Source organism: Rhizobium sp. P44RR-XXIV, from assembly GCF_001999485.2.
Taxonomy (GTDB): domain Bacteria; phylum Pseudomonadota; class Alphaproteobacteria; order Rhizobiales; family Rhizobiaceae; genus Rhizobium.
On record NZ_MPVZ02000024.1, the window covers coordinates 126713 to 150908 of the forward strand.

Annotated in this window: 20 protein-coding genes and 2 pseudogenes; 6 read left to right on the forward strand and 16 right to left on the reverse strand. The window is 60.2% G+C overall.

The window, feature by feature from the left end:
* Positions 1-71 precede the first annotated feature (71 nt).
* Together BSK43_RS04485 and BSK43_RS04490 are read right to left on the reverse strand one after the other, a co-directional pair.
* Entirely contained in the window at positions 72-1571 is a 1500-nt protein-coding gene (locus BSK43_RS04485) for an aldehyde dehydrogenase (RefSeq protein WP_077471802.1), read from the reverse strand.
* A 1-nt stretch (position 1572) separates the two neighbouring features.
* Positions 1573-2718, reverse strand: coding sequence for an iron-containing alcohol dehydrogenase (locus tag BSK43_RS04490; protein WP_077471817.1), 1146 nt, complete (start codon positions 2716-2718; stop codon positions 1573-1575).
* Positions 2719-2834: 116 nt separating this feature from the next.
* Here BSK43_RS04490 and BSK43_RS04495 point away from each other — a divergent pair, with 116 nt between their 5' ends.
* A complete protein-coding gene (locus BSK43_RS04495; protein ID WP_077471803.1) occupies positions 2835-3734 on the forward strand; it encodes a LysR substrate-binding domain-containing protein in 900 nt (299 codons plus the stop codon).
* Positions 3735-4088: 354 nt separating this feature from the next.
* Here BSK43_RS04495 and BSK43_RS04500 read toward each other — a convergent pair whose 3' ends face one another.
* The 7 genes and pseudogenes from BSK43_RS04500 to BSK43_RS04530 form a co-directional block, all read right to left on the reverse strand.
* On the reverse strand, positions 4089-4496 hold the full coding sequence (locus tag BSK43_RS04500; RefSeq protein ID WP_068388942.1) for a F0F1 ATP synthase subunit epsilon: 408 nt from the start codon (positions 4494-4496) through the stop codon (positions 4089-4091).
* A 77-nt stretch (positions 4497-4573) separates the two neighbouring features.
* Positions 4574-6004: a F0F1 ATP synthase subunit beta gene (gene atpD / locus BSK43_RS04505; protein ID WP_077471804.1), complete on the reverse strand. Its 1431-nt coding sequence runs from the start codon at positions 6002-6004 to the stop codon at positions 4574-4576.
* A 23-nt stretch (positions 6005-6027) separates the two neighbouring features.
* Complete coding sequence (locus BSK43_RS04510) at positions 6028-6912, reverse strand: F0F1 ATP synthase subunit gamma (protein ID WP_077471805.1); 885 nt, start codon at positions 6910-6912, stop codon at positions 6028-6030.
* Positions 6913-6941: 29 nt separating this feature from the next.
* The gene (gene atpA, locus BSK43_RS04515; RefSeq protein ID WP_077471806.1) at positions 6942-8471 is read right to left on the reverse strand and encodes a F0F1 ATP synthase subunit alpha; all 1530 of its coding nucleotides are present in this window, start codon (positions 8469-8471) and stop codon (positions 6942-6944) included.
* Positions 8471-9037 (reverse strand): F0F1 ATP synthase subunit delta, encoded by a 567-nt coding sequence (locus tag BSK43_RS04520; RefSeq protein ID WP_077471807.1) that lies wholly within the window; start codon positions 9035-9037, stop codon positions 8471-8473. The genes atpA and BSK43_RS04520 overlap by 1 nt, the downstream gene beginning before the upstream one ends.
* 262 nt (positions 9038-9299) lie before the next feature.
* Positions 9300-9683, reverse strand: coding sequence for a DUF4345 domain-containing protein (locus BSK43_RS04525; protein ID WP_077471808.1), 384 nt, complete (start codon positions 9681-9683; stop codon positions 9300-9302).
* A 112-nt stretch (positions 9684-9795) separates the two neighbouring features.
* Positions 9796-12026, reverse strand: a pseudogene (locus tag BSK43_RS04530) (primosomal protein N').
* Positions 12027-12312: 286 nt separating this feature from the next.
* Here BSK43_RS04530 and BSK43_RS04535 point away from each other — a divergent pair.
* Positions 12313-12777, forward strand: a complete 465-nt coding sequence (locus BSK43_RS04535) for an Imm26 family immunity protein (RefSeq protein WP_077472952.1) — start codon at positions 12313-12315, stop codon at positions 12775-12777.
* A gap of 156 nt (positions 12778-12933) precedes the next feature.
* The gene (locus BSK43_RS04540) at positions 12934-13290 is read left to right on the forward strand and encodes a hypothetical protein (RefSeq protein ID WP_077472953.1); all 357 of its coding nucleotides are present in this window, start codon (positions 12934-12936) and stop codon (positions 13288-13290) included.
* A gap of 83 nt (positions 13291-13373) precedes the next feature.
* On the opposite strand, the gene BSK43_RS04545 is transcribed toward BSK43_RS04540, so the two are convergent.
* The 5 genes from BSK43_RS04545 to BSK43_RS04565 form a co-directional block, all read right to left on the reverse strand.
* Positions 13374-13871: a hypothetical protein gene (locus BSK43_RS04545; protein WP_246662492.1), complete on the reverse strand. Its 498-nt coding sequence runs from the start codon at positions 13869-13871 to the stop codon at positions 13374-13376.
* Positions 13868-14173 carry a hypothetical protein gene (locus BSK43_RS04550; protein ID WP_136686728.1) on the reverse strand — a complete coding sequence of 102 codons (306 nt, stop codon included), beginning with the start codon at positions 14171-14173 and terminating at the stop codon, positions 13868-13870. The genes BSK43_RS04545 and BSK43_RS04550 overlap by 4 nt, the downstream gene beginning before the upstream one ends.
* 133 nt (positions 14174-14306) lie before the next feature.
* The gene (locus tag BSK43_RS04555; protein ID WP_077472955.1) at positions 14307-15005 is read right to left on the reverse strand and encodes a uridylate kinase; all 699 of its coding nucleotides are present in this window, start codon (positions 15003-15005) and stop codon (positions 14307-14309) included.
* A gap of 26 nt (positions 15006-15031) precedes the next feature.
* Positions 15032-16168 (reverse strand): AAA family ATPase, encoded by a 1137-nt coding sequence (locus BSK43_RS04560; protein WP_077472956.1) that lies wholly within the window; start codon positions 16166-16168, stop codon positions 15032-15034.
* A gap of 25 nt (positions 16169-16193) precedes the next feature.
* Positions 16194-17138, reverse strand: a complete 945-nt coding sequence (locus BSK43_RS04565; protein ID WP_068388907.1) for a 1-acyl-sn-glycerol-3-phosphate acyltransferase — start codon at positions 17136-17138, stop codon at positions 16194-16196.
* Between the two features lie 244 nt (positions 17139-17382).
* On the opposite strand from BSK43_RS04565, the pseudogene BSK43_RS35950 reads away from it, so the two are divergent.
* The 3 genes and pseudogenes from BSK43_RS35950 (at position 17383) to BSK43_RS04580 (ending at position 20680) form a co-directional block, all read left to right on the forward strand.
* Positions 17383-18320, forward strand: a pseudogene (locus tag BSK43_RS35950) (tyrosine recombinase XerC).
* 130 nt (positions 18321-18450) lie between these two features.
* Positions 18451-19542 carry a TraB/GumN family protein gene (locus tag BSK43_RS04575; protein ID WP_077472957.1) on the forward strand — a complete coding sequence of 364 codons (1092 nt, stop codon included), beginning with the start codon at positions 18451-18453 and terminating at the stop codon, positions 19540-19542.
* 94 nt (positions 19543-19636) lie between these two features.
* Positions 19637-20680: a TraB/GumN family protein gene (locus BSK43_RS04580; RefSeq protein WP_077472958.1), complete on the forward strand. Its 1044-nt coding sequence runs from the start codon at positions 19637-19639 to the stop codon at positions 20678-20680.
* Here BSK43_RS04580 and BSK43_RS04585 read toward each other — a convergent pair.
* Complete coding sequence (locus BSK43_RS04585) at positions 20658-21170, reverse strand: DUF2867 domain-containing protein (protein WP_077472959.1); 513 nt, start codon at positions 21168-21170, stop codon at positions 20658-20660. The genes BSK43_RS04580 and BSK43_RS04585 overlap by 23 nt on opposite strands.
* 99 nt (positions 21171-21269) lie before the next feature.
* The gene (locus BSK43_RS04590) at positions 21270-24131 is read right to left on the reverse strand and encodes an insulinase family protein (RefSeq protein ID WP_077472965.1); all 2862 of its coding nucleotides are present in this window, start codon (positions 24129-24131) and stop codon (positions 21270-21272) included.
* Between the last annotated feature and the right edge of the window lie 65 nt (positions 24132-24196).

Genomic DNA, 24196 nt, shown 5'->3' on the forward strand with positions numbered 1-24196 from the left:
TGGCTCCCTCTCCCCAAGCATGATCCCGAAAAGCGTGACGCCGCTTTCGGGATCATGTTGATTTTTATGTCTTAGCCGAATTGCTGCCAGATAGTCTTGTAGTCGCAATATTTATCGATCGCATGCACCGAACGGTCGCGGCCGAAACCGGATTGCTTGAAGCCGCCGAAGGGCGTCGCGAAGTTCGACATATCATAAGTGTTGATCCACACCGTGCCCGCATGGATCGATTCGGACAGCCGATGCGCCCGATCCATATCCTTTGTGAAGACGGCGCCGGCAAGCCCGTAAATCGTGTCGTTGGCGATCCTGAGCGCTTCCTCCTCCGTATCGAAGGGAATGGCGGCAAGCACGGGGCCGAAGATTTCCTGCCGCGCCAGGCTCATGTCGTTTGTCATGTCGACGAACACACCCGGCGAAACATAATAGCCGCCGGTTTCGCTGAGCACACGTTCGGCTCCGAAAGCACGGCGTGCACCTTCCTTCTCGCCGGCGGCGATCATCGCCAGTACCTTATTCATATGCTCTTCCTCGATCAGCGCGCCGATCTGCGCCGAAGGGTCGAGCGGATGCTTGAGCGCAATATCCGAGCGGGTCACCGCCTCGATCTTCTCGATCAACTTGTCCTGGACGGAGCGTTGCACGATCAGCCGTGTCGAGGCATGGCAGGTCTCGCCGGAATTGTAGAAGCAGCCCCAGGCAGCACACACAGCGGCCGCATCGAGATCCGCATCTTCGAACACGACGAGCGGCGACTTGCCGCCAAGCTCCAGCGCCACGCGCTTGACGTTCGATTGTGCCGCATAGCCCATGATCAGCTTGCCGACCTCGGTCGAGCCGGTAAAGGCGATCATGTCGACATCCATGTGCAGCGCAAGCGGCTTGCCGGTCTCTTCGCCATAGCCCGTCACGACGTTAAAGACGCCGGCGGGCAGACCAGCTTCGAAACCCAGTTCGGCAAGACGGATCGCCGAAAGCGAGGATTGCTCGGCCGGCTTCAGCACGACGGAATTGCCCGCAGCGATAGACGGCCCGAGCTTCCAGGCATCGATGATCATCGGATAGTTCCAGGGCGTGATCGCACCGATGACGCCAATCGGCACCTTGCGCACCAAGGCGCGGGCGTTCGGGCCTGTAGGTGCGACCTCGTCATACATCTTATCGATCATCTCGGCATAAAACTGGATACCGTCGGCGCAAAGGCGCACATCGACACCAAGCGACGCCATGACCGGTTTGCCGACGTCGATGGTCTCAAGCATTGCAAGCTCATCGCCATGGGCGCGGATCAGCTCGGCCCATTTCAGCATGATCTTCTTCTTTTCCAGCGGCTCCTTCTTGCGCCAGACACCGTTCTCAAAGGCGGCGCGAGCGGAAGCAACGGCGGCGTCGATATCAGCGGCATTGCCGCGCGCGAGCTGTGCGCCCGGCTTGCCATCCATCGGGCGGATGCGGGTGAAGGTCTCGCCGGAAGAAGCGGCGCGATGAGCGCCATCGATGAAATGACGTCCCTCAGGCTTCAAGCCGGAAAGAACGTTCTCCCAATAGTCGCGCGTATATTCCTTGGTCATCTCAAATTCCTTTCGGCAGCGCCATGACGGCGGCCGCAAAGCGGTCGATATCGGCATCCGTGACATCGCGGATGGTCGAGCGCCGCATGGGCTGGTTTTCGGTGGCGCGCATTTCGCGGGCAAGGTCACTGGCATCGAATGGCTTGAAGGCAGCGGGCAGCGAACGCGTGATGCCGCATCGATCCATCCAGCCGGAGACGAAGGCGGGAAGCTCCGCAGCGCTCTCGACGCCGCATGCCTTGGCTGCGGCATTGAGATCAGCCGTATCCGCTTCGACCAGCCAGGCAAGCGTTGCCTCGAAGCCGAGCGCCGTCGCTAGACCATGATGGACCGGGCCGAGGCCCGCGAGAGCATGGCTGACATTGTGCGCGATCGCCGTGCCGCAGTTGTCGATGGCAATGCCGCCGAAGCAGGAGCCGAGCAGCACGTCGCCACGAGCAGCGATATTATCCGGCTGCTTGACCGCGGTCTCCAGCGAGCCCGTCAGCAGCCGCAGCGCCTGGTGCGCATAGAACTGCGCGCCACGATGGGTGTTGCGGTTCGTTGCCGCTTCAAAAGCATGGATGAAGGCATCGAGACCACACCATGCCGTGAGATTGGCGGGCAAGGTCTTCGTCAGTGCCGGATCGAGAATGACGAGATCGGCCTTCGTTTCCGGTCCCCAGATCCAGAGCTTCTTGCCCTCCGGCCCGGCGAAGATATTCGTCGCCGAAGTTTCGGAACCCGTACCGGCCGTTGTCGGTATCATGATCTTCTTGAGCGGATTTTTCGGCAGCGGATTGGCCGCCAGCGCATAATGCATCGGATCCTCACCGGAGGCGATGCAGCAGGCGACGATCTTGCCGATGTCCAGCGCCGAACCACCGCCGACGCCGATCACCATATTCGCGCCCTGCCCCACGGCAATGGCAGCATGCAGGTGCGCAAGCTTCGGCTCACCGGCGAAATCCGAAAAGACCTGCGTCTTGACACCGGCTTCCGCGAGCTCGGCGCTGATCTTGGCGGCAAGACCCGACTGCGCCAGGAAGGCGTCGATGACGAGCAGGGCGGAGCCAACGCCATCGAACGACTTGACCGCAGCGGGGAGACCGGAAAGGGCGCCGTCGCCGAAACGAATGTCTGGGATGGCGGAAATGGAAAAGGACACGAGGGATCCCCTGATAAATGCTGATGATATGATGCCGTGATCCTGCATCACAATTTCAGATCTTCAAATCCGGGCAATTATCGGGAATATTGATGATCTGAAGTTATGGAGAGCCCATGCTCGAGAAAATACCCCTGGAAGCCTTTCGCGTGTTCGACGCCGCGGCACGCGCGATGAACTTTTCCCGCGCCGGTCGCGAGCTGAACATCACACAGGCGGCCGTCAGTCGCCGCATCAAGGGGCTTGAGGATCATCTCGGCGCGGCGCTCTTCACCCGCCGCGGCCGAAACCTGGCGCTGACGCCGGAGGGCGAACGGCTGTTCCAGCGCGTGCGCGCCACGTTGGAATATCTCGAAGAGAGCCTCGAGCCATTCCGCGCCGGCACGGGTGAGATCATCTCGATTGCGGCCAGCGGTTCGATCTCGCATCTCTGGCTCGGGCAGCGGCTGAGGGACTTCGGCAAGGAAAGCCCGGGGATCTCCGTGCGCCTGCTGACGACAGACGTCCACTCCGAGCTCGCTTCCGAGAACCACGACCTCATCATCATCTATTCCACCGGCGAGCATCCGCGCTGGAGCCTGACACCGCTGCTGAAGGAGGTGCTGGTGCCTGTTGCCTCGCCGGACTACCTGGCAATCCGCGGCCTCGATCCGCAATCCTTGACGGCGGTCGATATCGCTGCGCTCGACCTGATCGATTACGAACGCGCCAACGCCCATTGGATCAGCCTGCGTCAATGGTTTGGCCGCATCGGCGATCCGTTGAAGGGCAAGTTGCCGAGGCCGCGCCTTTCCTTTTCAACCTACATCATGGCGGTGGAGGCGGCGCTGAGAGGCGAAGGTATAGCGCTCGGCAGTCTCGGCCTCATCGAAGAGTATCTGCAAACCGGCGCGCTCGTCACCGTCGGCAATGACAGCGTCGAGAGCGGCTTCGGATATTATCTCGGCGCGCCGCGCTTTCGTTCGCTCTCTCCGGAAGCGTTGCAGCTGCACCGGTTTCTGCTGCAGGGGCAATAGGCCTGATACGATTTTGGGGCGGAGTATCCGCCCTGCCTCCCTCGCAAGAAGTCGGAGACTCGAAGGGGTTACGGTCGCCCACCGTCCGCCCTCGTGGTTCGAGGCTTCGGCCCTTCGACAAGCTCAGGAGCCTGCGCACCTCACCATGAGGGCTACGTTCGCGCAAGACCGCCCATCGAACCGACCTCATGCGATAACCACTGGCCCCATGCTAAGGCGCGCGCCCCATCCTCACCCTGAGGTGCGAGGCTGCAAGCCGAAGCCTCAAAGGGCGAGGATGGCCCGGACGTTCCAACAAAACAAAAAAGCGGCCCATAGGACCGCTTTCGTCTCAATCACTGCATCCAGACTGGATCAATCCTGCGGGATAGAGCCGCGCAGATGCGAGAGTTCCATGATGAAATGCTCGAGACGCGACTTGTGCTCGTGATGTTCGGCATCCTCAAGCTCGGCCTTCGCGGCATTGATGCGGCGCTCCAGCTCGTCGCGGCTCATGTCTTCCACCGGAACGGCCGATTCAGCAAGCAGAGTGCAGCCAGTCGGCAGGATATCGGCAAAGCCGCCGAATACGACATAATCCTGCTTCTTGCCGGAAGCGGAATGCACCCGCACGACGCCCGGCTTGATCGTCGTCATGGTCGGCGCATGATGCGCCATGACGGTCATTTCGCCTTCGGTGGCGGGAATGACGACATCGATAACTTGCTCCGAGAGGAGCAAGCGCTCCGGAGAAACCAGTTCGAAATTGAAATTGTCAGCCATGAACGGTCACTTCTCGATTGTCTTATTCGCAAGGCAAAGGCGCGCGGGCAATGCCGCGCGCCGATGGATTGGCCTTATCAGGCAGCCAGCTTCTTGGCCTTTTCGATCGCTTCGTCGATCGAGCCGACCATGTAGAAAGCAGCTTCCGGCAGGTGATCGTACTCGCCGTTGACCAGGCCCTTGAAGCCCTTGATCGTGTCTTCGAGAGCAACCAGCTTGCCCGGCGAACCGGTGAAGGCTTCAGCAACGAAGAACGGCTGCGATAGGAAGCGCTCGATCTTGCGGGCACGGGCAACGGCCAGCTTGTCCTCTTCGGACAGTTCGTCCATGCCGAGGATGGCGATGATGTCCTGGAGAGCCTTGTAGCGCTGCAGGGTCGACTGGACCTTACGAGCGATTTCATAGTGCTCTTCGCCGACGACCATCGGGTCGAGCATGCGCGAGGTGGAGTCGAGCGGGTCGACAGCCGGGTAGATGCCCTTTTCAGCAATCGAACGCGACAGAACCGTCGTTGCGTCCAAGTGGGCGAACGAGGTCGCCGGTGCCGGGTCGGTCAAGTCGTCGGCCGGAACGTAAATGGCCTGAACAGAGGTGATCGAGCCCTTGGTCGTCGTGGTGATGCGTTCCTGCATCTGGCCCATGTCGGTGGCGAGCGTCGGCTGATAGCCCACGGCCGAAGGAATACGGCCGAGCAGAGCCGACACTTCCGAACCTGCCTGGGTGAAGCGGAAGATGTTGTCGACGAAGAACAGAACGTCCTGACCTTCATCGCGGAAGTTTTCAGCAACGGTCAGACCGGTCAGAGCGACGCGAGCACGGGCGCCCGGCGGTTCGTTCATCTGGCCATAGACGAGCGCAGCCTTGGAGCCTTCGCCGCCGCCATGCTTGTTGACGCCGGATTCGATCATTTCGTGGTAAAGGTCGTTGCCTTCGCGGGTACGCTCACCCACGCCTGCGAACACCGAGTAGCCACCGTGCGCCTTGGCGACGTTGTTGATCAGTTCCATGATGAGAACGGTCTTGCCGACGCCGGCGCCGCCGAACAGGCCGATCTTGCCGCCCTTTGCGTAAGGGGCGAGCAGGTCGACGACCTTGATGCCGGTGACCAGGATCTGGCCTTCGGTGGACTGCTCGACGTAGGACGGAGCGTCCTGGTGGATGGCGCGCTTGTGAGCGGTTACCAGCGGGCCGGCTTCGTCCACGGGCTCGCCGATGACGTTCATGATACGACCGAGCGTTTCATGACCGACCGGAACCGAGATCGGTGCGCCGGTATCGGAAACGGGCTGGCCACGAACCAGACCTTCGGTGGAGTCCATGGCGATCGTGCGGACCGAGTTTTCGCCGAGGTGCTGCGCGACTTCCAGAACAAGGCGGCTGCCATTGTTGCTGGTTTCGAGAGCATTCAGGATCTTCGGCAGATCGCCATCGAAATGAACGTCGACGACGGCACCGATAACCTGCGTAACCTTGCCGACCGAACCTGCGGCCTGAGCTGCGTCAGCCATAATCTTACCCTCTTTTTCTAGCCTCAGAGCGCTTCCGCGCCCGAAATGATTTCAATCAATTCCTTGGTGATCTGCGCCTGACGCTGACGGTTGTAGTTCAGCGTCAGCTTGTTGATCATCTCACCAGCATTGCGCGTCGCATTGTCCATCGCGCTCATCTTGGCGCCCATTTCACCAGCGACATTCTCAAGGAGTGCGCGGAAAATCTGGACGGAGATGTTGCGCGGGATCAGATCCTCGAGGATCGAAGCCGCATCCGGCTCGTATTCGTAGACGGCGCCCTTGTGAGCGGCGTCTTCTTCGACAACGGCGGGAGCCGAAGCCGGGATCAGCTGCAATCCGGTCGGCACCTGGCTGATGACCGACTTGAATTCGGAATAGAACAGCGTGCAGACGTCAAACTCGCCGGCTTCGAACATCTCGATGATGCGCTTGCCGATGGCATCGGCGTTTTCATAGCCGATACGCTTGACGTCGCGCAGTTCCTTGCGCTCGACGATCAGAGAAGCATACTCACGACGGAGAATGTCGTAGCCCTTCTTGCCAACCGTGAAGATCTTCACGGTCTTGCCTTCGGCCAGCAGCTTGCGAACGTGATCGCGGGCAAAGCGCGCGATCTGCGAGTTGAAACCGCCGCAAAGGCCGCGTTCGGCTGTGCAGACGACGAGCAGATGCACATCGCTCTTGCCGGTGCCGGTCATCAGCAGAGGCGCGCCGTCAGCTTCGCTGACAGCAGCCGTGATGTTGGCAAGAACGGCGCCCATGCGCTGCGAATAAGGCCGCGCGGCCTCGGCCGCCTCCTGGGCACGCCGAAGCTTCGCCGCGGCGACCATTTTCATCGCCTTGGTGATCTTCTGCGTCGCCTTGACGGAGGCGATCCGGTTTTTCAGATCCTTAAGTGAAGGCATCCGGTATCCGTCCTAGAAGTGAGGTCCGATCAGGCGAAAGACTTGGCGTAGCTGTCGAGAGCAGCGGTGAGCTTGCTCTTGGTCGCGTCGCTGATAGCCTTTTCGGTACGGATCGTGTCGAGGATCTCCTTGCCTTCCGAACGGAGGTAGGACAGCAGACCCTGCTCGAACTTGCCGACCTGCGGAACGGCGATCTTGTCGAGGTAGCCGTTGACGCCGGCGAAGATCACCGCAACCTGCTCTTCCGTCTTCAGCGGCGAGAACTGCGGCTGCTTCAGGAGCTCGGTCAGGCGGGCGCCGCGGTTCAGCAGGCGCTGCGTTGCAGCGTCGAGGTCCGAGCCGAACTGAGCGAAGGCGGCCATTTCGCGATACTGCGAAAGTTCGCCCTTGATCGAGCCGGCAACCTGCTTCATCGCCTTGATCTGCGCCGACGAACCGACGCGCGAAACCGACAGACCGACGTTAACGGCCGGACGAATGCCCTGGTAGAACAGGTCGGTTTCGAGGAAGATCTGGCCATCGGTGATCGAGATCACGTTGGTCGGAATGAAGGCCGAAACGTCGTTGCCCTGCGTTTCGATGACCGGAAGAGCGGTCAGCGAACCGGCGCCCAATTCGTCGTTCATCTTCGCAGCACGCTCGAGGAGACGCGAATGCAGGTAGAAAACGTCGCCCGGATAAGCTTCGCGGCCCGGCGGACGGCGCAGCAGCAGCGACATCTGACGGTAGGAAACGGCCTGCTTCGACAGGTCGTCATAACCGATCAGCGCGTGCTGAGCGTTGTCGCGGAAATATTCGCCCATGGCGCAACCGGCAAACGGAGCCAGGAACTGCATCGGGGCCGGATCGGACGCCGTAGCGGCGACGATGATCGAGTACTTCAGCGCACCGCGCTCTTCGAGCACCTTGACGAACTGGGCAACGGTCGAACGCTTCTGGCCGACGGCGACGTAGACGCAGTACAGCTTTTCGCTGTCCGGGCCAGATTCGTGGATGGCCTTCTGGTTCAGGATCGTGTCGAGAAGAATGGCGGTCTTGCCGGTCTGGCGGTCGCCGATGACGAGCTCGCGCTGGCCGCGGCCAACCGGGATCAGGGCGTCGATGGCCTTGAGGCCGGTTGACATTGGCTCATGGACCGACTTGCGCGGAATGATGCCCGGAGCCTTCACGTCGACGCGCGAACGGCGGGTCGCGTTGATCGGGCCCTTGCCGTCGATCGGGTTGCCCAGAGCATCGACAACGCGGCCGAGAAGTTCCGGACCAACCGGAACGTCAACGATCGCGCCGGTGCGCTTGACGGTGTCGCCTTCCTTGATGTCGCGGTCGGATCCGAAGATGACCACGCCGACATTGTCGGCTTCAAGGTTCAGCGCCATGCCGCGAATGCCGCCTGGGAACTCGACCATTTCGCCGGCCTGGACGTTATCCAGACCGTAGACGCGGGCGATACCGTCACCGACGGAAAGAACCTGGCCAACTTCGGAGACTTCAGCTTCCTTGCCGAAGTTTTTGATCTGATCTTTCAGAATTGCGGAAATTTCCGCGGCGCGGATATCCATCAGCCGACCTCTTTCAATGCAAGCTTAAGAGTGGAGAGTTTGGTGCGAAGGGACGTATCGATCTGACGCGAACCGACCTTGACGATCAGGCCGCCGAGGATCGACGGATCGACGGTAACGGCAATCGTTACGTCTTTTCCGGTGACGCCCTTCAGCGCCGCCTTCAGTTCATCTTCCTGCGCCTTAGTCAGCGCATGCGCCGAGGTAATCTCGGCGGAAATTTCGCCACGATGCTGCGCGGCGATAATGCGGAAAGCCTTGATCATGCCCGGCAGCGCAAAAAGGCGCCGGTTCTTGGCAACAAGCTTCAGAAAATTGGTAACGAACGCGCCGAAGCCTGCCTTTTCAGCCAGCGACTGAATAGCGCCGACCTGCTCCTCGGCCGAAAAGACCGGGCTGAGGACGAAACGCTTCAGATCTTCGCTGTCGTCAAGCATGGCTTGGAACCGATCGAGATCGGCGGTCACTGCCGGGACTGCACCCTCCTCAAGGGCCAACTCGAACAATGACGAGGCATATCGTTCTGAAACACCAGAAATATGCTGGGATGTGTCTGCCACGGGCACAAATTTCCCTGATTTCAACCCAAGAACTCGACTTCCGGGTGACGGAAGCCATATACCCTTGAATTCGTTTTGATTTCCCCCAGAAATCAGCAGGAGTGCGTTCCTGCCTCATCCGAAATTCGGGGTTCGTCTAACATAGGATATTGAGACTCGCAACACGCGTATCCACGGAATACGCCATTCGGGTGAAATTATGATGGCAAAAATCGAAAAGCGTGGGGATAGCGTGGACGAATATGGGCCGGACGCGCCGCTTTTCAGCTCAAATATAGCCCAATCCATAAAGAAGAGGTAGCGCCGCCAGAATCGCCTGCACAACCAGAAGGAGAAGACTGAGGAGCACGCCTCCCCGATCTGACATGAGCGCCAGGATGCGGCCAAAGGCCGAAACGCCGAAGGAGGCGCCAAGCGCCAGATAGATCATCGGCTGGGCGAGCAGGATCGCCACAAGTCCGAAGCCCACAAGGAAGCCGCCCGCCGAACGCGCCTCGCCATAGGCCTCCGGCCGTCCCTCGCGTACCTGGAGTTTGAGGAAGCGATAGGTGTAGCCCGGCGCGAACATCATGAAGAGGCCGATCAGCGCCGTAAACGCCGCCGAGCAAAAGGCAAGCTGCTCGCCGAATTCGGTTGGAAAATAGAACTCCATAGGTCGTCCCCAAAAGATCGGTCGGTGCGCAAATCAGGTCAATGAGACGGCCGACTTATGGCATGATCCGGCCAATCAGGGAAAGGCGTCGCCACAATATCAGTGGGGTCAATCACAGAAAGCTCTGTGGATCGATGTCGAGCTGCACCTGCACCGAGCCACGCTCTCTGGGCGATTGCGCCAACATGGCCCGAAGAAACCCCTGCATGTCCGAATTACGCCGGCCGTGCACCAGCAGTCGGAACCGATGGCGGCCGCGCACCAGGGCAAGCGGCGCTTCAGCCGGCCCGAGCACCGAGATGCCCGTGACCTGCGGCGCGGCGTTGCGCATGCCGCGCGCATGGGTCTCGGCATCCTGACGAGTTTCGGCCGAAACGATGATCGAGGCGAGCCGGCCAAAGGGCGGCAGCACCGCCCTCTCCCGCTCGGTAATCTCGCGATCGTAGAAGGCGGCCGCGTCACCGGAGACAATCGCCTGCATGACGGGATGCTGCGGCTGATAGGTCTGTAGCAATCCATGGCTCTTCAGCCCGGTTCGCCCGGCGCGTCCCGTCACCTGCGATAAAAGCTGGAACGTCCGCTCGGCGCGCGCGGATCGCCATTGGCAAGGCCGAGATCGGCATCGACGATGCCGACCAGCGTCATCAGCGGGAAATTGTGGCCCTTGGCAACCAGCTGCGTGCCGATGACGATATCCGCTTCGCCCTTGGCGATGGCCTCAAGCTCCAGCCGCAACCGCTTGACGCCACCCATGATGTCGGACGAGAGCATGATCGTCCGCGCCTCGGGGAAGTGGCGCTCCACCTCTTCAGCGATGCGCTCGACGCCCGGCCCGCAGGCGACGAGATGGTCAAGCGTGCCGCATTCGGGGCAGGCTTCCGGCGTGCGCTCCGCATAGCCGCATTGATGGCACTGAATCTGGCCGCGAAACCGGTGCTCCACCAGCCAGCTCGAGCATTGCGGGCACTGGAAGCGATGGCCGCAGACCCGGCACAGCGTCAGCGGCGCGTAGCCGCGCCTGTTGAGGAACAGCAACGCCTGCTCGCCCTTGGCAACCGTCTTGCCGATGGCGCGGAGCAGGACAGGCGAGAGGAAACCGCCGCGCTCCGGCGCGTGGCGGCGCATGTCGACCAGATGCAGATCGGGAAGAGCGGCATCGCCGAAGCGGGTCGGCAAATGAATCGTGGTGTAACGTCCGCTCTGGCCGTTGACCTGGCTTTCGACCGAGGGCGTGGCGGAAACCAGCACCACGGGGAAATCGCCGATGCGGCCGCGCACGACAGCCATGTCGCGCGCGTTGTAATAGACGCGGTCTTCTTGCTTGTAGGCCGGATCATGCTCTTCATCGACAATGATGAGGCCAAGATCCTCGAAGGGCAGGAACAGGGCCGAGCGCGCGCCGGCCACGACCCTGACTTCACCCGTCACGGCCTGCCGCCAGACTTTTTCGCGCATCTTCGGCGCGAGATCGGAATGCCATTCCGCCGGCTTGGCACCGAAGCGATCCTGAAAACGCTCCAGGAAACTTGCCGTCAGTGCGATCTCCGGCAGCAGGATCAGCACCTGCTTACCGCGCCGGAGCGTTTCGGCAATCGCCTCGAAATAGACCTCCGTCTTGCCGGAGCCGGTGACGCCGTCGATAAGCGAAACTGCGAACTCGCCCTTGCGCACATCCACCAATATCTCGTCGGCCGCATCCTTTTGCGGACCTTCCAGCCGGGACGGAATGAATTCTGGATCGGGCTTGGCGACGACGGCCGGCGGCGGCAGAAAAATGGTCTCGAAAATGCCTTGCGAGATCAGCCCATCGACGACGCTTGTGGAAACGCCGGCCGCATGCGCCAGGCCGATGCGTGTCCATGACAGCCCGTCGGCTGCAGTCTCCATCACCCTCGTGCGCGCCGGCGTCAGCCGCTCCGGCTGCCCGCCGATGAAACGCAATCCCTCGACCATAGGTTCGGGATCGAAGGCCGCCGGCGCCCGCAAGGCCATGCGCGCCACCAGCCCCGGCGGCGACAGCGTGTAGGTCGCGACCCAGTCGATGAAATCGCGCATATGCTTGCCGAGCGGCGGGCAATCGAAGACGCGCGTGATCGGCCGAAGCTTCTTCGGATCGACGCCATCATCATCCTCGCCATCCCAGACGACGCCGATGACCTGCCTTGGCCCGAGCGGCACCTGCACGACAGAGCCGGGCTCGACCGCCATCCCCTCAGGCACCGCATAGGAATAGGCCCTCGGCGCCGGCAGCGGCACCAAGACAGAAACAGTGCGGCTCATCACAGGTTTCGCAGGCGCCGCCTCGAAAAGCGCACCGAACAGATCGGAAGAATCTTTACTCATTGCGCCAGACCATGCCCCGGACGGGCGGAAAAGAAAACCCGGGAATAGCAAACCGCTGCCAGCAAAAATGGGGACGGCCTGTAAGCTGTTGTGAATATCTAGGTTTTATGTAGCAATGCTACCCATGACCATTATCGGCCCAAAGCGGACGATTCTGAACGATCCATGAGGCAACTGCTTCAAGACACCCCAATTGGCACCAAGCCGCCTAGACGTTCGTCCGCCACTGGCCCATTGCAGACTCCTCGGAACGCGCTAAACGTGTCGCTGGAATAGCGAGGTCGAGATGGTTAGAGGCAGGAAGCAGAAACGAGGCGATGTCGTTAGGATCGACATTGGAAACGGAAAGTACTTTCATGCAGTCGCCCTAACAAATCCGCTCTTCGCTTTTCTCGACGGCGTTTTCGAACGTGAAGAACCGGTCGAAGATGTGCGGGATCGAGCTGTTATCTTCAAGCTATGGGTGATGGACAGCGCTGCGAAGTCCGGGCGATGGCCCGTTGTCGGCAAAGTTGACCTACCCACAGTGTCCGCGTTGGATCGCGCGGTATTTTTCAAGCAGGACCGGATTTCAGGCAAAATATCAGCGTATGATGCCATCACGAATTCCGAGTCCTCGCTAAGCTTTGAAGGGGCAGACCTCCTGGAATGCGCTGCTGTTTGGAGTCCCGAGCATGTCGAAGACAGGCTTCGTGATCATCTGAACGGCAACCCGAACAAGTGGTGGGCATCAATGCGGCCCCGAAAATAGCGACGAGGAACGTCCGGTGCTGGCGCGAAGCCGCCGAGACGTTCGTCCGCCCTCGACCCAGAGGGGACGAAGGACATATTCCAGACCATTGAGGTGGTGGAGCTTTTTGTCCCCCTTAGCTAACCTGTACTTACGTTGTCGGCTTAGGAAACTCGAATGAAAGACCTAGACCTATCTAATGATTTTTATATCGAATGGTTCAACAACGAGGACTTCACTTCCGGCCGCATCTACCATATCGAGCGAAACAAGCATGGGGGCTCATTATCGAAGGGGGTTGCCCGCTTTTTCATCACGCAGGCGAGAATTCCAGCCGAAGGATATTTTCCTCACCGCAGGCTTGATTGCTTCGTAAGCGACAGCAAGCTCGTTCCTAAACCCGAGCAACTAGCGCGAGATTTGTTTCGCGCTTTGATAGGTCGCGGTTTGATAGACGAACCGACATGGTTGGGTTGGCATGTTGCCGAAGAGCGAGGTGGAGCCCCTTTTGGCGAGGTTTACGACTGGAATTAAGAGGCGCTCCTCGATGGCCGCTATTGGCGCATTTACGACGTCATCTCCGCCGCAGTCGGCCCGAAGCCGACATGCTTCGCAAGCTAACGGCCGGGATATTCGCCAGCAAACGGCCCGCTCGTCCAAGGGCCAACGTCGTAGCCAGTATCGACGAGATTGAGCGGCGTTTGAACCGCGTCCTCCAGTCCTGACTGAAGGGATTGATAGTAATCGATAATACCGAATTGAGACCACGGCGACCGGTTGAACCCATGCTCAAAGTGATTGTAGTAAATCACCGTTTCGCCAATCAGTGCGACAACCCAACAAGGCCCATAACCCTTTAAGGTCCATTCCTCTGGCGTCCGTTTGATGACTTCCCAGAGATTACGCTGCTTGAAGGACATCCGGCTCCAGCCGTCATTAATCTCGTCCCAAAGTTTCTCTTCTGGAAATGACATGTAGCCTCCAGGGCAAGGGCTGATGCTATTCAAGCGATTTTGATAGATCGCTAAAGATGCATTTTCAATGGCCGCAATTGGCGTGAAGCCGCTTAGACGTTCGTCCGCCATCAGCCCGAAGCTGACCACACTATTGATCAAGCTGTCGCCGCAATGGCCTGTAAGTCTGCAAGAGTCAACGGACGGAATCTCATAACCAGCTTGGGGCCGTCGTAGAGATCAATTTCTCCGGCCGCTTCTTCAAACTGGACTATCCGAGGAAAGTGTAGTTCAGCTGATTGAGGCGTTTTCGTTATCAAGCCATTTGGCTCAGGTAACACCACTTCGCAGGTCGCGAAACCTCCGAGTCCAAAGGCTAACGGTCGTACATTGTTCTGGTAATCCCAAGGGGTCCCCTCAAGCCGGAACACAGTGCCAACAATTTTCATAACGACAAGATGCATCGACCCCAATCCGTAAAAGATCATTCAGTGGCTATCGGAATGTCACGAATGGCAGCAATTTGCGCAAAGTCGCCGTAAACACGCTATCTCAAATGGCGGTATCCGCTACCCAATTCCGTGAATATCAGAGATCTCACGATACCCCAAAAAGCCTGCCATCCTCACGAATCCGCAGAACAGGCTGATCAAAACTATCATTATTGAAAATCGCATCGGCGGCAGAAGCAGGCGCGCACGAGCGCTGGTATAGATCAAAGGCCGGCCGGTATCGGTTGGCATAGAGCTCGCGGATTGCCTCTGCGCCTCCCAGAAGCTGAGTGTCGCGCTCTATGCCGCGTTGTTCGGACACATGCTCCGAGGTCTCGACGAAGACCGCAATATCCCAGCCACCGCGCAGCTCGGGCCGCTGGAGAAACGTTCCGTCGACAATGAGGATGGCGTCGGCGGGTGCGAATTGCGGCTCCTGCTCGATCGGCACGTCATTGTGCAGATCGAAGGAGGCCGTGCGATACCAGCCGTCGCCGCCCGGACCCAAGGGATCGAGAAGGAGCGCATTGATGGCGGGAAGATCGCGGGCATCATGGTAATAGCCCTCAGCGGAATGCCGCCCGCGCGCATAGCGCTCCACCTTCGGCCTGTGGAAACCATCGATCGAGGTGCGAATGACCTCCCGGCCCTTGGCCCTGAGGCAATCGGCCAATTCGTTGGCCAGCGTCGTCTTGCCGGATGCCGTCCTCCCGTCGATCGCAATGCGGATAGGCGTTGTCGACTCCAGCTTTGCGATCATGACGGCTAGGTCGTTCAACACAGCGGCTCTACGCGAAGACGTCATATCGTCAATCCTGTTTCAGCAGATATCTATTCGTCGTCATCGTCGATCACGCCGGTCAGCCGCATGCCGTCGATCCAGGTGGCGCCGTCTTCGCGGATCACCCGGCGCGGCCGCGCGCCGCAGCGCTCGCGCACGGCGGCGGCCAGCACCTCGGAATGGGTGACGATCCAGATCTGGCTGGTCTTAGCAGCCTGCGCGATCATCTCGGCAAGCGGCACCAGCATGTCGGGATGCAGGCTCGCCTCCGGCTCGTTGAGCGCGATCAGCGGCGGCAGGCGATAGGACATCAAGGCGGCGGCAAGCCCGAGGAAGCGGATCTGGCCGTCGGACAATTCGCGAGGCTGGAAGACGCGCTTGGGGAATTCCGGCAGCATCAGGCCGAAATCCGCCGTCTCCTGTGGTTCGGGCACGACGAGACGCGCGCCGCCAAGGGCGGCAGCCAGAACCCTATCGAGTTCGACGGTATCCTCGCGGGTGTGGACGAGCGTCGCAAAAACTGCGGCGATATTGGCGCCGTCCTCGTCCAGCATCGGAGATGTCACGGCAAGGCATGGCGCGCGTAGAGGCGAGCCGCGATCGGTGCGAAAGCCATGATAGAACCGCCAGGCGTCGACGGCTCGGCGGAAAGTACCGATTTCGGGATAGTATCCGGCATCGCCGAGCAGCGCGATCGCTGTTTCCGATGTCAGCGCCTGCTCTGGATGGGCCTGCATGCGGCCATTCTCGCCGCGAACCGAAATGCCCGGCCCGTCACGCTTCATCATCGTCACCGGCCGCCGGCCCGTCTCGATCAATAATTCCTCGGCCTTGACCTGAGGCTCCAGCGGAAAGCCGGTGGAGGCAAGCGGCGGGCGCATACCGGCTTCGATCCAATAGCGGAAGGTCGCCGCCCGCTCCATGTCGAGCAGTTCGACATCGAAGCGGATACGGGCGGATTCGTGTGAACGCCGCTTGCCCGACCACATGGCCGAAAACATGCCGCCCTCGCTGGAAATCTCATGCGCCAGCCGGCCGCGAACCGCCGCCTGCACGAGCTGCAGCGAACGATAGAGATTGGACTTGCCGACCCCGTTCTCGCCGATGAACAGGTTGACGTCGGCCAGATCCATGCGGATCGAGCGCAAAGAGCGGTAATTCTGGGCGAACATGGAGCGAAGTTGCATAGGCCCGCTCTAACCGATTCCCGATTTAAAGAGAATGCGCGGCCAGCGCCTCGTCCTGCCTTGGGGACAGGAGCGGCGAAAATCGCGCATTGCCGTCGGCTGCGAGATCGACGACCGTGTGCTTCTCCAGCGCCTTCGTCACCTCGTTGACGTCGCCGTCCAGATGCTCGACAGGAATGAGATTGCCGACGAGAAAATCGAACCGGTCGCCGCGCTTGTTCAGAAGCTCGTGAAAGACCGTCATGTCGCGCAGCTCGGTCGACCATTTGGCAAACCAATAGAACAGGCCGGAATTGCGCGCCGTCAGATTAACGGGCAGGATCGGCAGATTATATTTGCGCGCCAGACCCACGGCCGATGTCTTCCACGGCCGCTCGTTCAGCTTGCCATTCGCCCAATAGGCAATGCGGCCGGATGGAAACAGCACGGTGACCTTTCCCTCGGCGACCGCCCGGTTGGTGAGCTGCAGCGTCTCGCGCGTCTTCAGCTTGCTCTTATATTCATCGCGCCATTCCACCGGAATAATCATCTCGGCAAAACGCGGATTGACGCGCACCGCATCTCGATTGGCAAAAACCATCATGTCGGGGCGGCGCGATTTCAGCAGGTCGAACACGGCAACGCCGTCGGCAATGCCGGTGGGATGATTGCTGACAAGGATGAAGCCGCCCGACGCCGGAATGCGATCGGCATGCGTCACGCCGATATCCAGCCGCAGCAGATCGCTCATATATTCGAAGCACTGAAAGCCGGAAAGCTTGGCGACATCATTGGCGAATTCGATCGCCCTGTTATAGCGCAGCAGCGTATAGAGGAAGGGACGCATGACCGGCCAGAGCGGATTACGGACGATCTTCTGGCCACGTTCGGCGATCAGCGTGTCGACGATATGTCCCGGCTGGCCCTGGGACACCAAAGCGATCGCCTCTGCAAGTTGTCCCAATGCAGTTATCGAACCCCGGCGTGCCATGAAGTGTCCTGAATGGTTGGGATATATTCTATCGCAATCGAATATGATCGAAGCATGACAAGCGCCTCGCATATAGCCGCTGAACCATCGGAGATTGGCGAGCAGGGCCTATATGCAGTTTCTAAAGTACCGCTGCCCCCGCAATGCACCGGAAATGCAGGTGGAGCAACCGGAAAGTTAGTGATTCCATAACCTTCCCTCATTCAAAGTGGCAGAAGGAATCCGAATTTCAAGGGGTTTTCCACTGAACGAATTGCTTGTTATCGCCGACTCCGGGTTGATGGCGGAACGCAGCCGCTGGCTTGAGACGCTCGGCCAGGAGCGCCGGCTTGCGGCCCACACGCTGAATGCCTATGAGCGGGACACGCGGCAGTTCCTGACCTTTCTTACCGGTCACCTCGGCGGCCCGGCAACGATCGCGGACATTCACGCGCTGCGCCCCGCCGATTTTCGCGGCTTTCTCGCCGCGCGGCGAAAGGAAGGCGCCGGCGCCCGCTCGCTCGGGCGCAATCTCGCCGGCCTTCGCTCGCTGCTGCGCTATCTCGAAAAGAAGGGGCTGGTGAACGCCGCCGGTGCAGCCGCAGTGCGCTCGCCGAAACAGCCGAAATCGCTTCCCAAGCCGCTTTCCGAGACCCGCAGGCGATCACCGTCGTCAGCGACGAAGCACAGTTGAACGAGGAACCATGGATCGCCGCGCGCGATGCGGCCGTTCTGACCCTGCTTTACGGCTGCGGCCTGCGCATTTCCGAAGCGCTTGACCTGAAGCCGCAGGATTTTTCTCCGGGCGCAACCTCGCTGCGCATCACCGGCAAGGGCAACAAGACGCGGCTGGTACCGCTGCTGCCTGTTGTCGTCGAGGCAGTCAGCCACTATCGCGCACTCTGCCCCTATCATCTCGACACAGATGGCCCCCTTTTCCGCGGCGCCCGCGGCGGCAAGCTGCAGCCTGGCATCATCCAGCACGGCATGCAGAAACTGCGGGGCGCCTTCGGCCTGCCCGACACGGCGACGCCGCATGCCCTGCGCCATTCCTTTGCCACCCATCTGCTGGCGGGCGGCGGCGATCTGCGCACTATCCAGGAACTGCTCGGCCACGCCAGCCTCTCGACGACGCAGGTCTATACGGGCGTCGATTCCTCAAGGCTGCTTGAGGTCTACGACCGCGCTCATCCGCGCGCGTAAGGAAGCATTAACCCCTCGTGTTAAGGGAATATCCGTCTCCTGGAGGTAGAGCAGGAGCATATGCCGCCATGTCTCCGGAATGTCGCTTTCGCGCTTTAGGAGTCATGGCCTCTGCCAGCGGAAGGTTTCAATGATTTCTGCCCTTGGATCCAAGACGATGCGGTCGACGAAGCCGGCACTCGGCGATATCCTCTTTTGGCTTGCAACCAGCTTGCCGCTGATGCTGGCCGTCGTCCTGATCGCAACCATGCTCGCGCTGCAGCCGGCGCACGCCGACGAAATCGCATCCGACAGCTGCGGCGGCAAAGATCTGATGGCCGAACTTCAAAAGAGCGATCCGGCCAAATACGCCTCGATCATCGAGGCCGGCGACAAGGTGGAGAATGGCAAGGGCATCTTCTGGAAGATCGAGAAGCAGGGCCTAAAGCCCTCTTGGCTGCTCGGCACCATGCATGTCTCGGATTCGCGCGTGCTCACCATGCCCAAGGGCGCACCGGAAGCAGTCGCCGCCGCCGATACGATCGTCGTCGAATCCGACGAAATCCTCGACGACAAGAAGGCCGCTGCCGCTCTCTTCGCCAATCCGTCCCTGATGATGCTCAACGATGGTTCGACCATCAGCGAGCATCTGTCGCCCGAAGATAACGCCAAGCTGGAGGCCGGACTGAAGGAGCGCGGCATTGCGCTCGCCGCCGTCTCCCGCATGCAGCCTTGGCTGATCGCAAGCTCCTTCGAGATGACCGGTTGCGAGGTTCGCCGAAAGACCGCCGGCGCGAAGTTCCTCGACCAGAAGCTGGCAACCGACGCCGCAGCGGAAGGCAAGCAAGTGAAGGGTCTGGAAACGCTGGCGGAGCAGGCCAAGGCAATGAGCGACCTGCCCGTGGCGCTGCATCTGAAATCGCTGATCCAGACGCTCAGCCTCGGCGACAAGATCAACGACGTCAACGAAACGATGACCGACCTCTATCTTGCCGGTAATATCGGCGCGATGATCCCGATGCTGAAGGTGATCGAGCCAGACCAGAATATTTCGGATAACGACACCGCCGCCTTCGAGCAGCGCATCATCCTCGACCGCAACAAGGTCATGGCCGAACGCTCCGCGCCGATCCTAGACAAGGGGAATGTCTTCATCGCCGTCGGCGCGCTGCATCTGGCGGGAGATCAGGGCCTGGTGGCGCTGTTTCGCAAGCAGGGCTTCACCGTTACCGCAGCAAACTAAACCGGTCATTCGCGCACCGGCAACTAGCGCTTGAGTTGGGCAGATCGCTCAGCCATACTCGTGCGATGTTGGTCAAACCCGCATCCGGATTGTTATGAGAAACAGCTTTCCTGCAAATTTGGGAGGCTGCTTCAAAGGCATCGCATCCCGCATCGCCGCTACGCTTCTTCTGGCCGCTTTCCTGTCCGCACTAGCCGGCACGCCGGCACTGGCGGATGGCTTCGGAAACTGCGCCGGCAGCAATATTCTCCTGGAGTTACGGAAAAAAGACCCGTCACGCTACCAGACGATGATGGACGATGCAGCGAATGTCAGAAACGGCCACAGCATCTTCTGGAAGATCGAAAAGCCCGGCGTGAAGCCTTCGTGGCTTTTCGGCACTATCCATTCCAGCGACGAGCGCGTGCTGAAATTGCCGGCTGAATTTCGTAATGCCTTCGACCATATCAACACTCTGGTGCTGGAGTTGAAGGAAATCTCCAAGCCCAACACCATCGCGATAGAGCTTCTGAAACATCCGGAACTGACGATGTTGCCGGCTGAAAAGCCTCTGGATCATATCCTGCCGACTGACGAGACGGCGCAGATCGCAGCCGCGCTTGAGAAAAAAGGCATACCGATCACCTCGGTTCTCCGCATGCGCCCCTGGTTTCTTTACACCTCGCTTCTGATGTGCGCCCCCGAACGGAATTCCAACGGCGGCTTTGTTCTGGACAGGCAATTGGCCGTGCAGGCCGAGAACAAGGGCGTGGATGTCGAAGGGCTAGAAACACCGCTCGAGCAATTCCAGGCGATGGCGGATCTGCCTGATGATCTGACGATGAAGGGCCTCCTGCAGGCTTTCCAATTGCCCTACAACATGAATGACGTCACGGAGACTCTGATCGCGCTTTATTTGACCGGGAACAGCGGTTTGATGAAGGCCTTCGCCGACGATCTCTCCGATGAGAAGACCATCGAGGCCGTATTCAACCAGCGCATCATCACCGACCGCAATGAAGTGATGGCGAAGCGTATCGTGCCCTATCTGGAAAAAGGCAATGTGATGATGGCCGTCGGCGCCCTCCACCTTCCCGGTGATCAGGGCGTGGTCCAGTTGCTGCGCAAGCAAGGCTTTACGGTGACGTCGGTAAACTGACCGCACTCATGCGCCTGCCGAAGTTGGCGAGCATCGTTGCAACGATCAGCCGGTGGAATGGCGTGATCAGCGCGATATAGATCCGCCCAAGCAATATCTTTCGCCTGACAAGCGTCGTGGCATCAACCAGCCGGCGTCCCTGTTCGTCGGACCGAACGTCGATGACGACACGAAAGTCGAGATGGCGATCATCAAATCCGAGAACGACTTGACTGTCCGATTTGCTGACAACCGGAAAGAAACCGATTGTTTCCAGATTATCCACCTTGGTGTCGCGGGAGGATTTCAATCCGAGCAGCCCGGTCACAATGTCGCGCAGCCTCACCAATAGCCGAACCCAGAGCGGAAAACGGCTAAGCATCGCATGCGCAGCCGCAATTGCCGTAAAATCCGATTTCGAAACCTGTAGCTCGTAACAATCCGCCCAGTCCGCGCTCGGCAGCGCAGGATGTGGCATGAGCGGCCTCACCATCATGGGTCTTGAAGACATCTTATCGTCCTTTGCCTTGACGGCTGCAAGCTACCACATGCAGCATATCAACCCCAACGAGAAATGCCGACTGCAACAATTTACCAGACGTGTAATCGGCTAGCGTACCGCCGATCCGTTAGCCGGCAATATCTTCAGCCGCCAGGCCGTATCCGACTTCAGATATGTGGTCGCAGTCGCGCGGACATCCTGTGCCGTAATCGACTGATAGCCGGCGATGCTGCCGCGAATACGCTCGAGACGGCGCGGGTCAGTCTGGGCGTTGCGAAGGCCCTCCAGCCAATAATTATTGCTCTGTTGCGAGCGCTTTATCTCCTCGACGATCGGAGCCCTCGCCCGCGTCAGCTCATCCGGAGAAACGTCCTTATCCCGCAAGTCCGCGGCGATCTTGTCCACGAGATCGAAGAAGTGATCCACCTTGGCGGGCGTCGTCTCCAGATAGACATAGGCAAAGCCATAGCCCGGTATCGACCGCGACAGATCGACATCTCCCTGTGGGCTGTAAGTCGCGCCCTCTGCAATGCGGAACTGATCGATCAGACGATTGCGGAGGATCGCACCTGTGACATTGGCAGCAGCTGCGCGCGGCAGATCGGAGAAGAAGTCGCCGATCGGCATGGCGACGAGCGCACCGGCATTGTCGCTCCGCCCATCATGAAGCAGCACGACGGGTTGTGGCGTTGGTGCCGGGAAATGCACATCGGTGTCCTCGGCCTGCTCCTGCGTATCGGGACGAGCCGGCAGCGCGCCGAAGGTCTGTGCGGTCATGCGGATGGCATCATCAACCTGAACATCGCCGGCGACGATGACTTCGATCTGTCCCTTGGCAATGGCCGGCCGCAAGACCGCCTCGAAATCTTCCGGCTTGGCATCGAGCAATTGCGTCCTCTCCGGGAAAGCCCAACGCGGATCGCCGGAATGCAGAAGGCCGGGAAGATCGCGGCCGACCACGGTGCCCGGCGCGGCCTGAAGCTGCGGCAGGCTGTTGAGATAGGCCTGCTGCACCCGCTTGAAGACATCGGGTCGATAGGCCGGATCGGAGACATAGGCCGTCAGAAGCTGCAACTGCGTGGCCAGATCGCTCGGCCGCGTGGCTCCCTCGAACTTGAAGGCGCCGTCTTGGATGGAGAAATCGCTGCCGAGGACATTGCTGGCGAACGCCTTCTGCATGTCGTCATAGCTGATCGCGTTCAGACCGGACAGCGGCACCGCCGGCGCTGCCCAGAGCGGCAGCGACCGATCATGCGGCAGATCGAGCCGGCCGCGGCCGACATTGACACGGACCAGAACTTCATCGGCGCGAAGCTTGGTCGGCTTGACGGTCAGGCGCACACCATTGGCAAAGCGTACCATCGTCACGCCGAGATCATCGATCACACGCCGTTCAGCAACATCGCCCGATGGTCCGAAATTGGTGTAAGGCCATGCGACCGCTGCCGTATGCTCGGGCGCGGTAACCGGCGTCGCACGCGAACCGGCATAGGCCTTTTCGACGGCTGCGACACCGCCCTCGGGCATTTGCGGAATTTGCAGCACCAGTTGCGGACCATTGCCCGCAAAGGCAGCCTGGAGGCTCTGGTTCACCTCGGCAGCAGTGAGCCCCTTCATCGCGGCATCGAACAGCGAGAGATCATCCGCAGGCGAGGTGAAGACCGCGCCTTCACCGACACTCCAGGCAAGCGATGCGGCGATGTCCGGGCTCGTGCGGGTTGCCGCGCCGCCCGCCGCTGCCTGCAATGTCGAGCGGTATTCCGCAATCTCGCGGTCGACCTCGCTTTGCGCGGCACCGAACTCAGCGATGCGGCGCTGCTCCTGATCGATGGCGTTGAGCGCCGTCTGCCATTTGTCTGGATCGCTGTCAGCGGCAATCATCGTGACATGAGCGGACTTCAACAGATCCTGTGATCCGGCCTGCACGCTGACGAAGGGCGGGTTGGGCTGCTGCGCCAGCAGGGATATGCGGCGGTTGAGAACAGCCAGGCCAATCCCTTCCACCAACTGCTGACGGCGCTTGGCAACCGTGTCCTGCGAGGCATCGTAAGGGCGGGTCCAGGCGATCTGCACGCGGGTGGCACCGCCCGGCACGATCACCGTCCCGACACGCTCTCCATGCTTCTTCAGCGCACCAAGATCGATATCTGCCGGCGCCGGCGTCTTCGCCGTCCAATTGCCGAACCGGTTGCGGATATCGGCTTCAAGAGCAGCCGGATCGATGTCGCCGACCACGATCAGCGTCGCACGCTCGGGCCGGTAATTGGTGCGATAATAGTCGCGTACCAGATCGACCGGGGCGTTGCTGATAATGTCTGTCTTGCCGATAGGCGGCCGCTGCGGCACGCGCTGGCCGGGCAGCAGCAGGTTCACGAAGCCGATCCCGCCCCGATATTGCGGCGTGTCGCGCAGCTTCTCTTCCGAAAGGATGACACCGCGCTCGCGATCGAAGGCGCCGGCATCGAGCGTCAGTTCGCTCGCCGTCTCGCGCATCAGCATCAGGCCGGTGGATACTGTCTCCTTGTCGGCCTCCGGCAGATCGAGCGCATAGACGGTCTCGTTGTAGCTGGTGGACGCATTGGTATCGGCACCGAAGGCCAGACCAAGGCGCTGGAGCGTGCGGATCATCTCGCCTTCGGCAACATGGGTCGAGCCCTTGAAGGCCATATGCTCTAGAAAATGCGCCAGGCCCTGCTGATCATCATTTTCCTGGAGCGAGCCGGTGCCGATGCGAAACCGGATCGCCACCTGCCCCGCAGGCGTCGCATTGTGCATGATGGCGAAGCGCATTCCATTCGGCAACGTGCCAAAACGGATACCGGATTCCACGGGCAAATCGCTGGTGGCCTGCGGCCAGGCGACGGCTTGCGTTTCCGCAAGGGCCGGCAACGCAGCCGGCACAAGGACCGTGAGCAGAGTTGCAAGGAAAAGCTTCAGGGAGATGGCAATGACTGGGATTTTGCGTGACATGCTTGCTTCGCTGGATGGGAGCGGATCGCTGATGCGATGAACGAGTGTCCCGTTCATCGCATCAT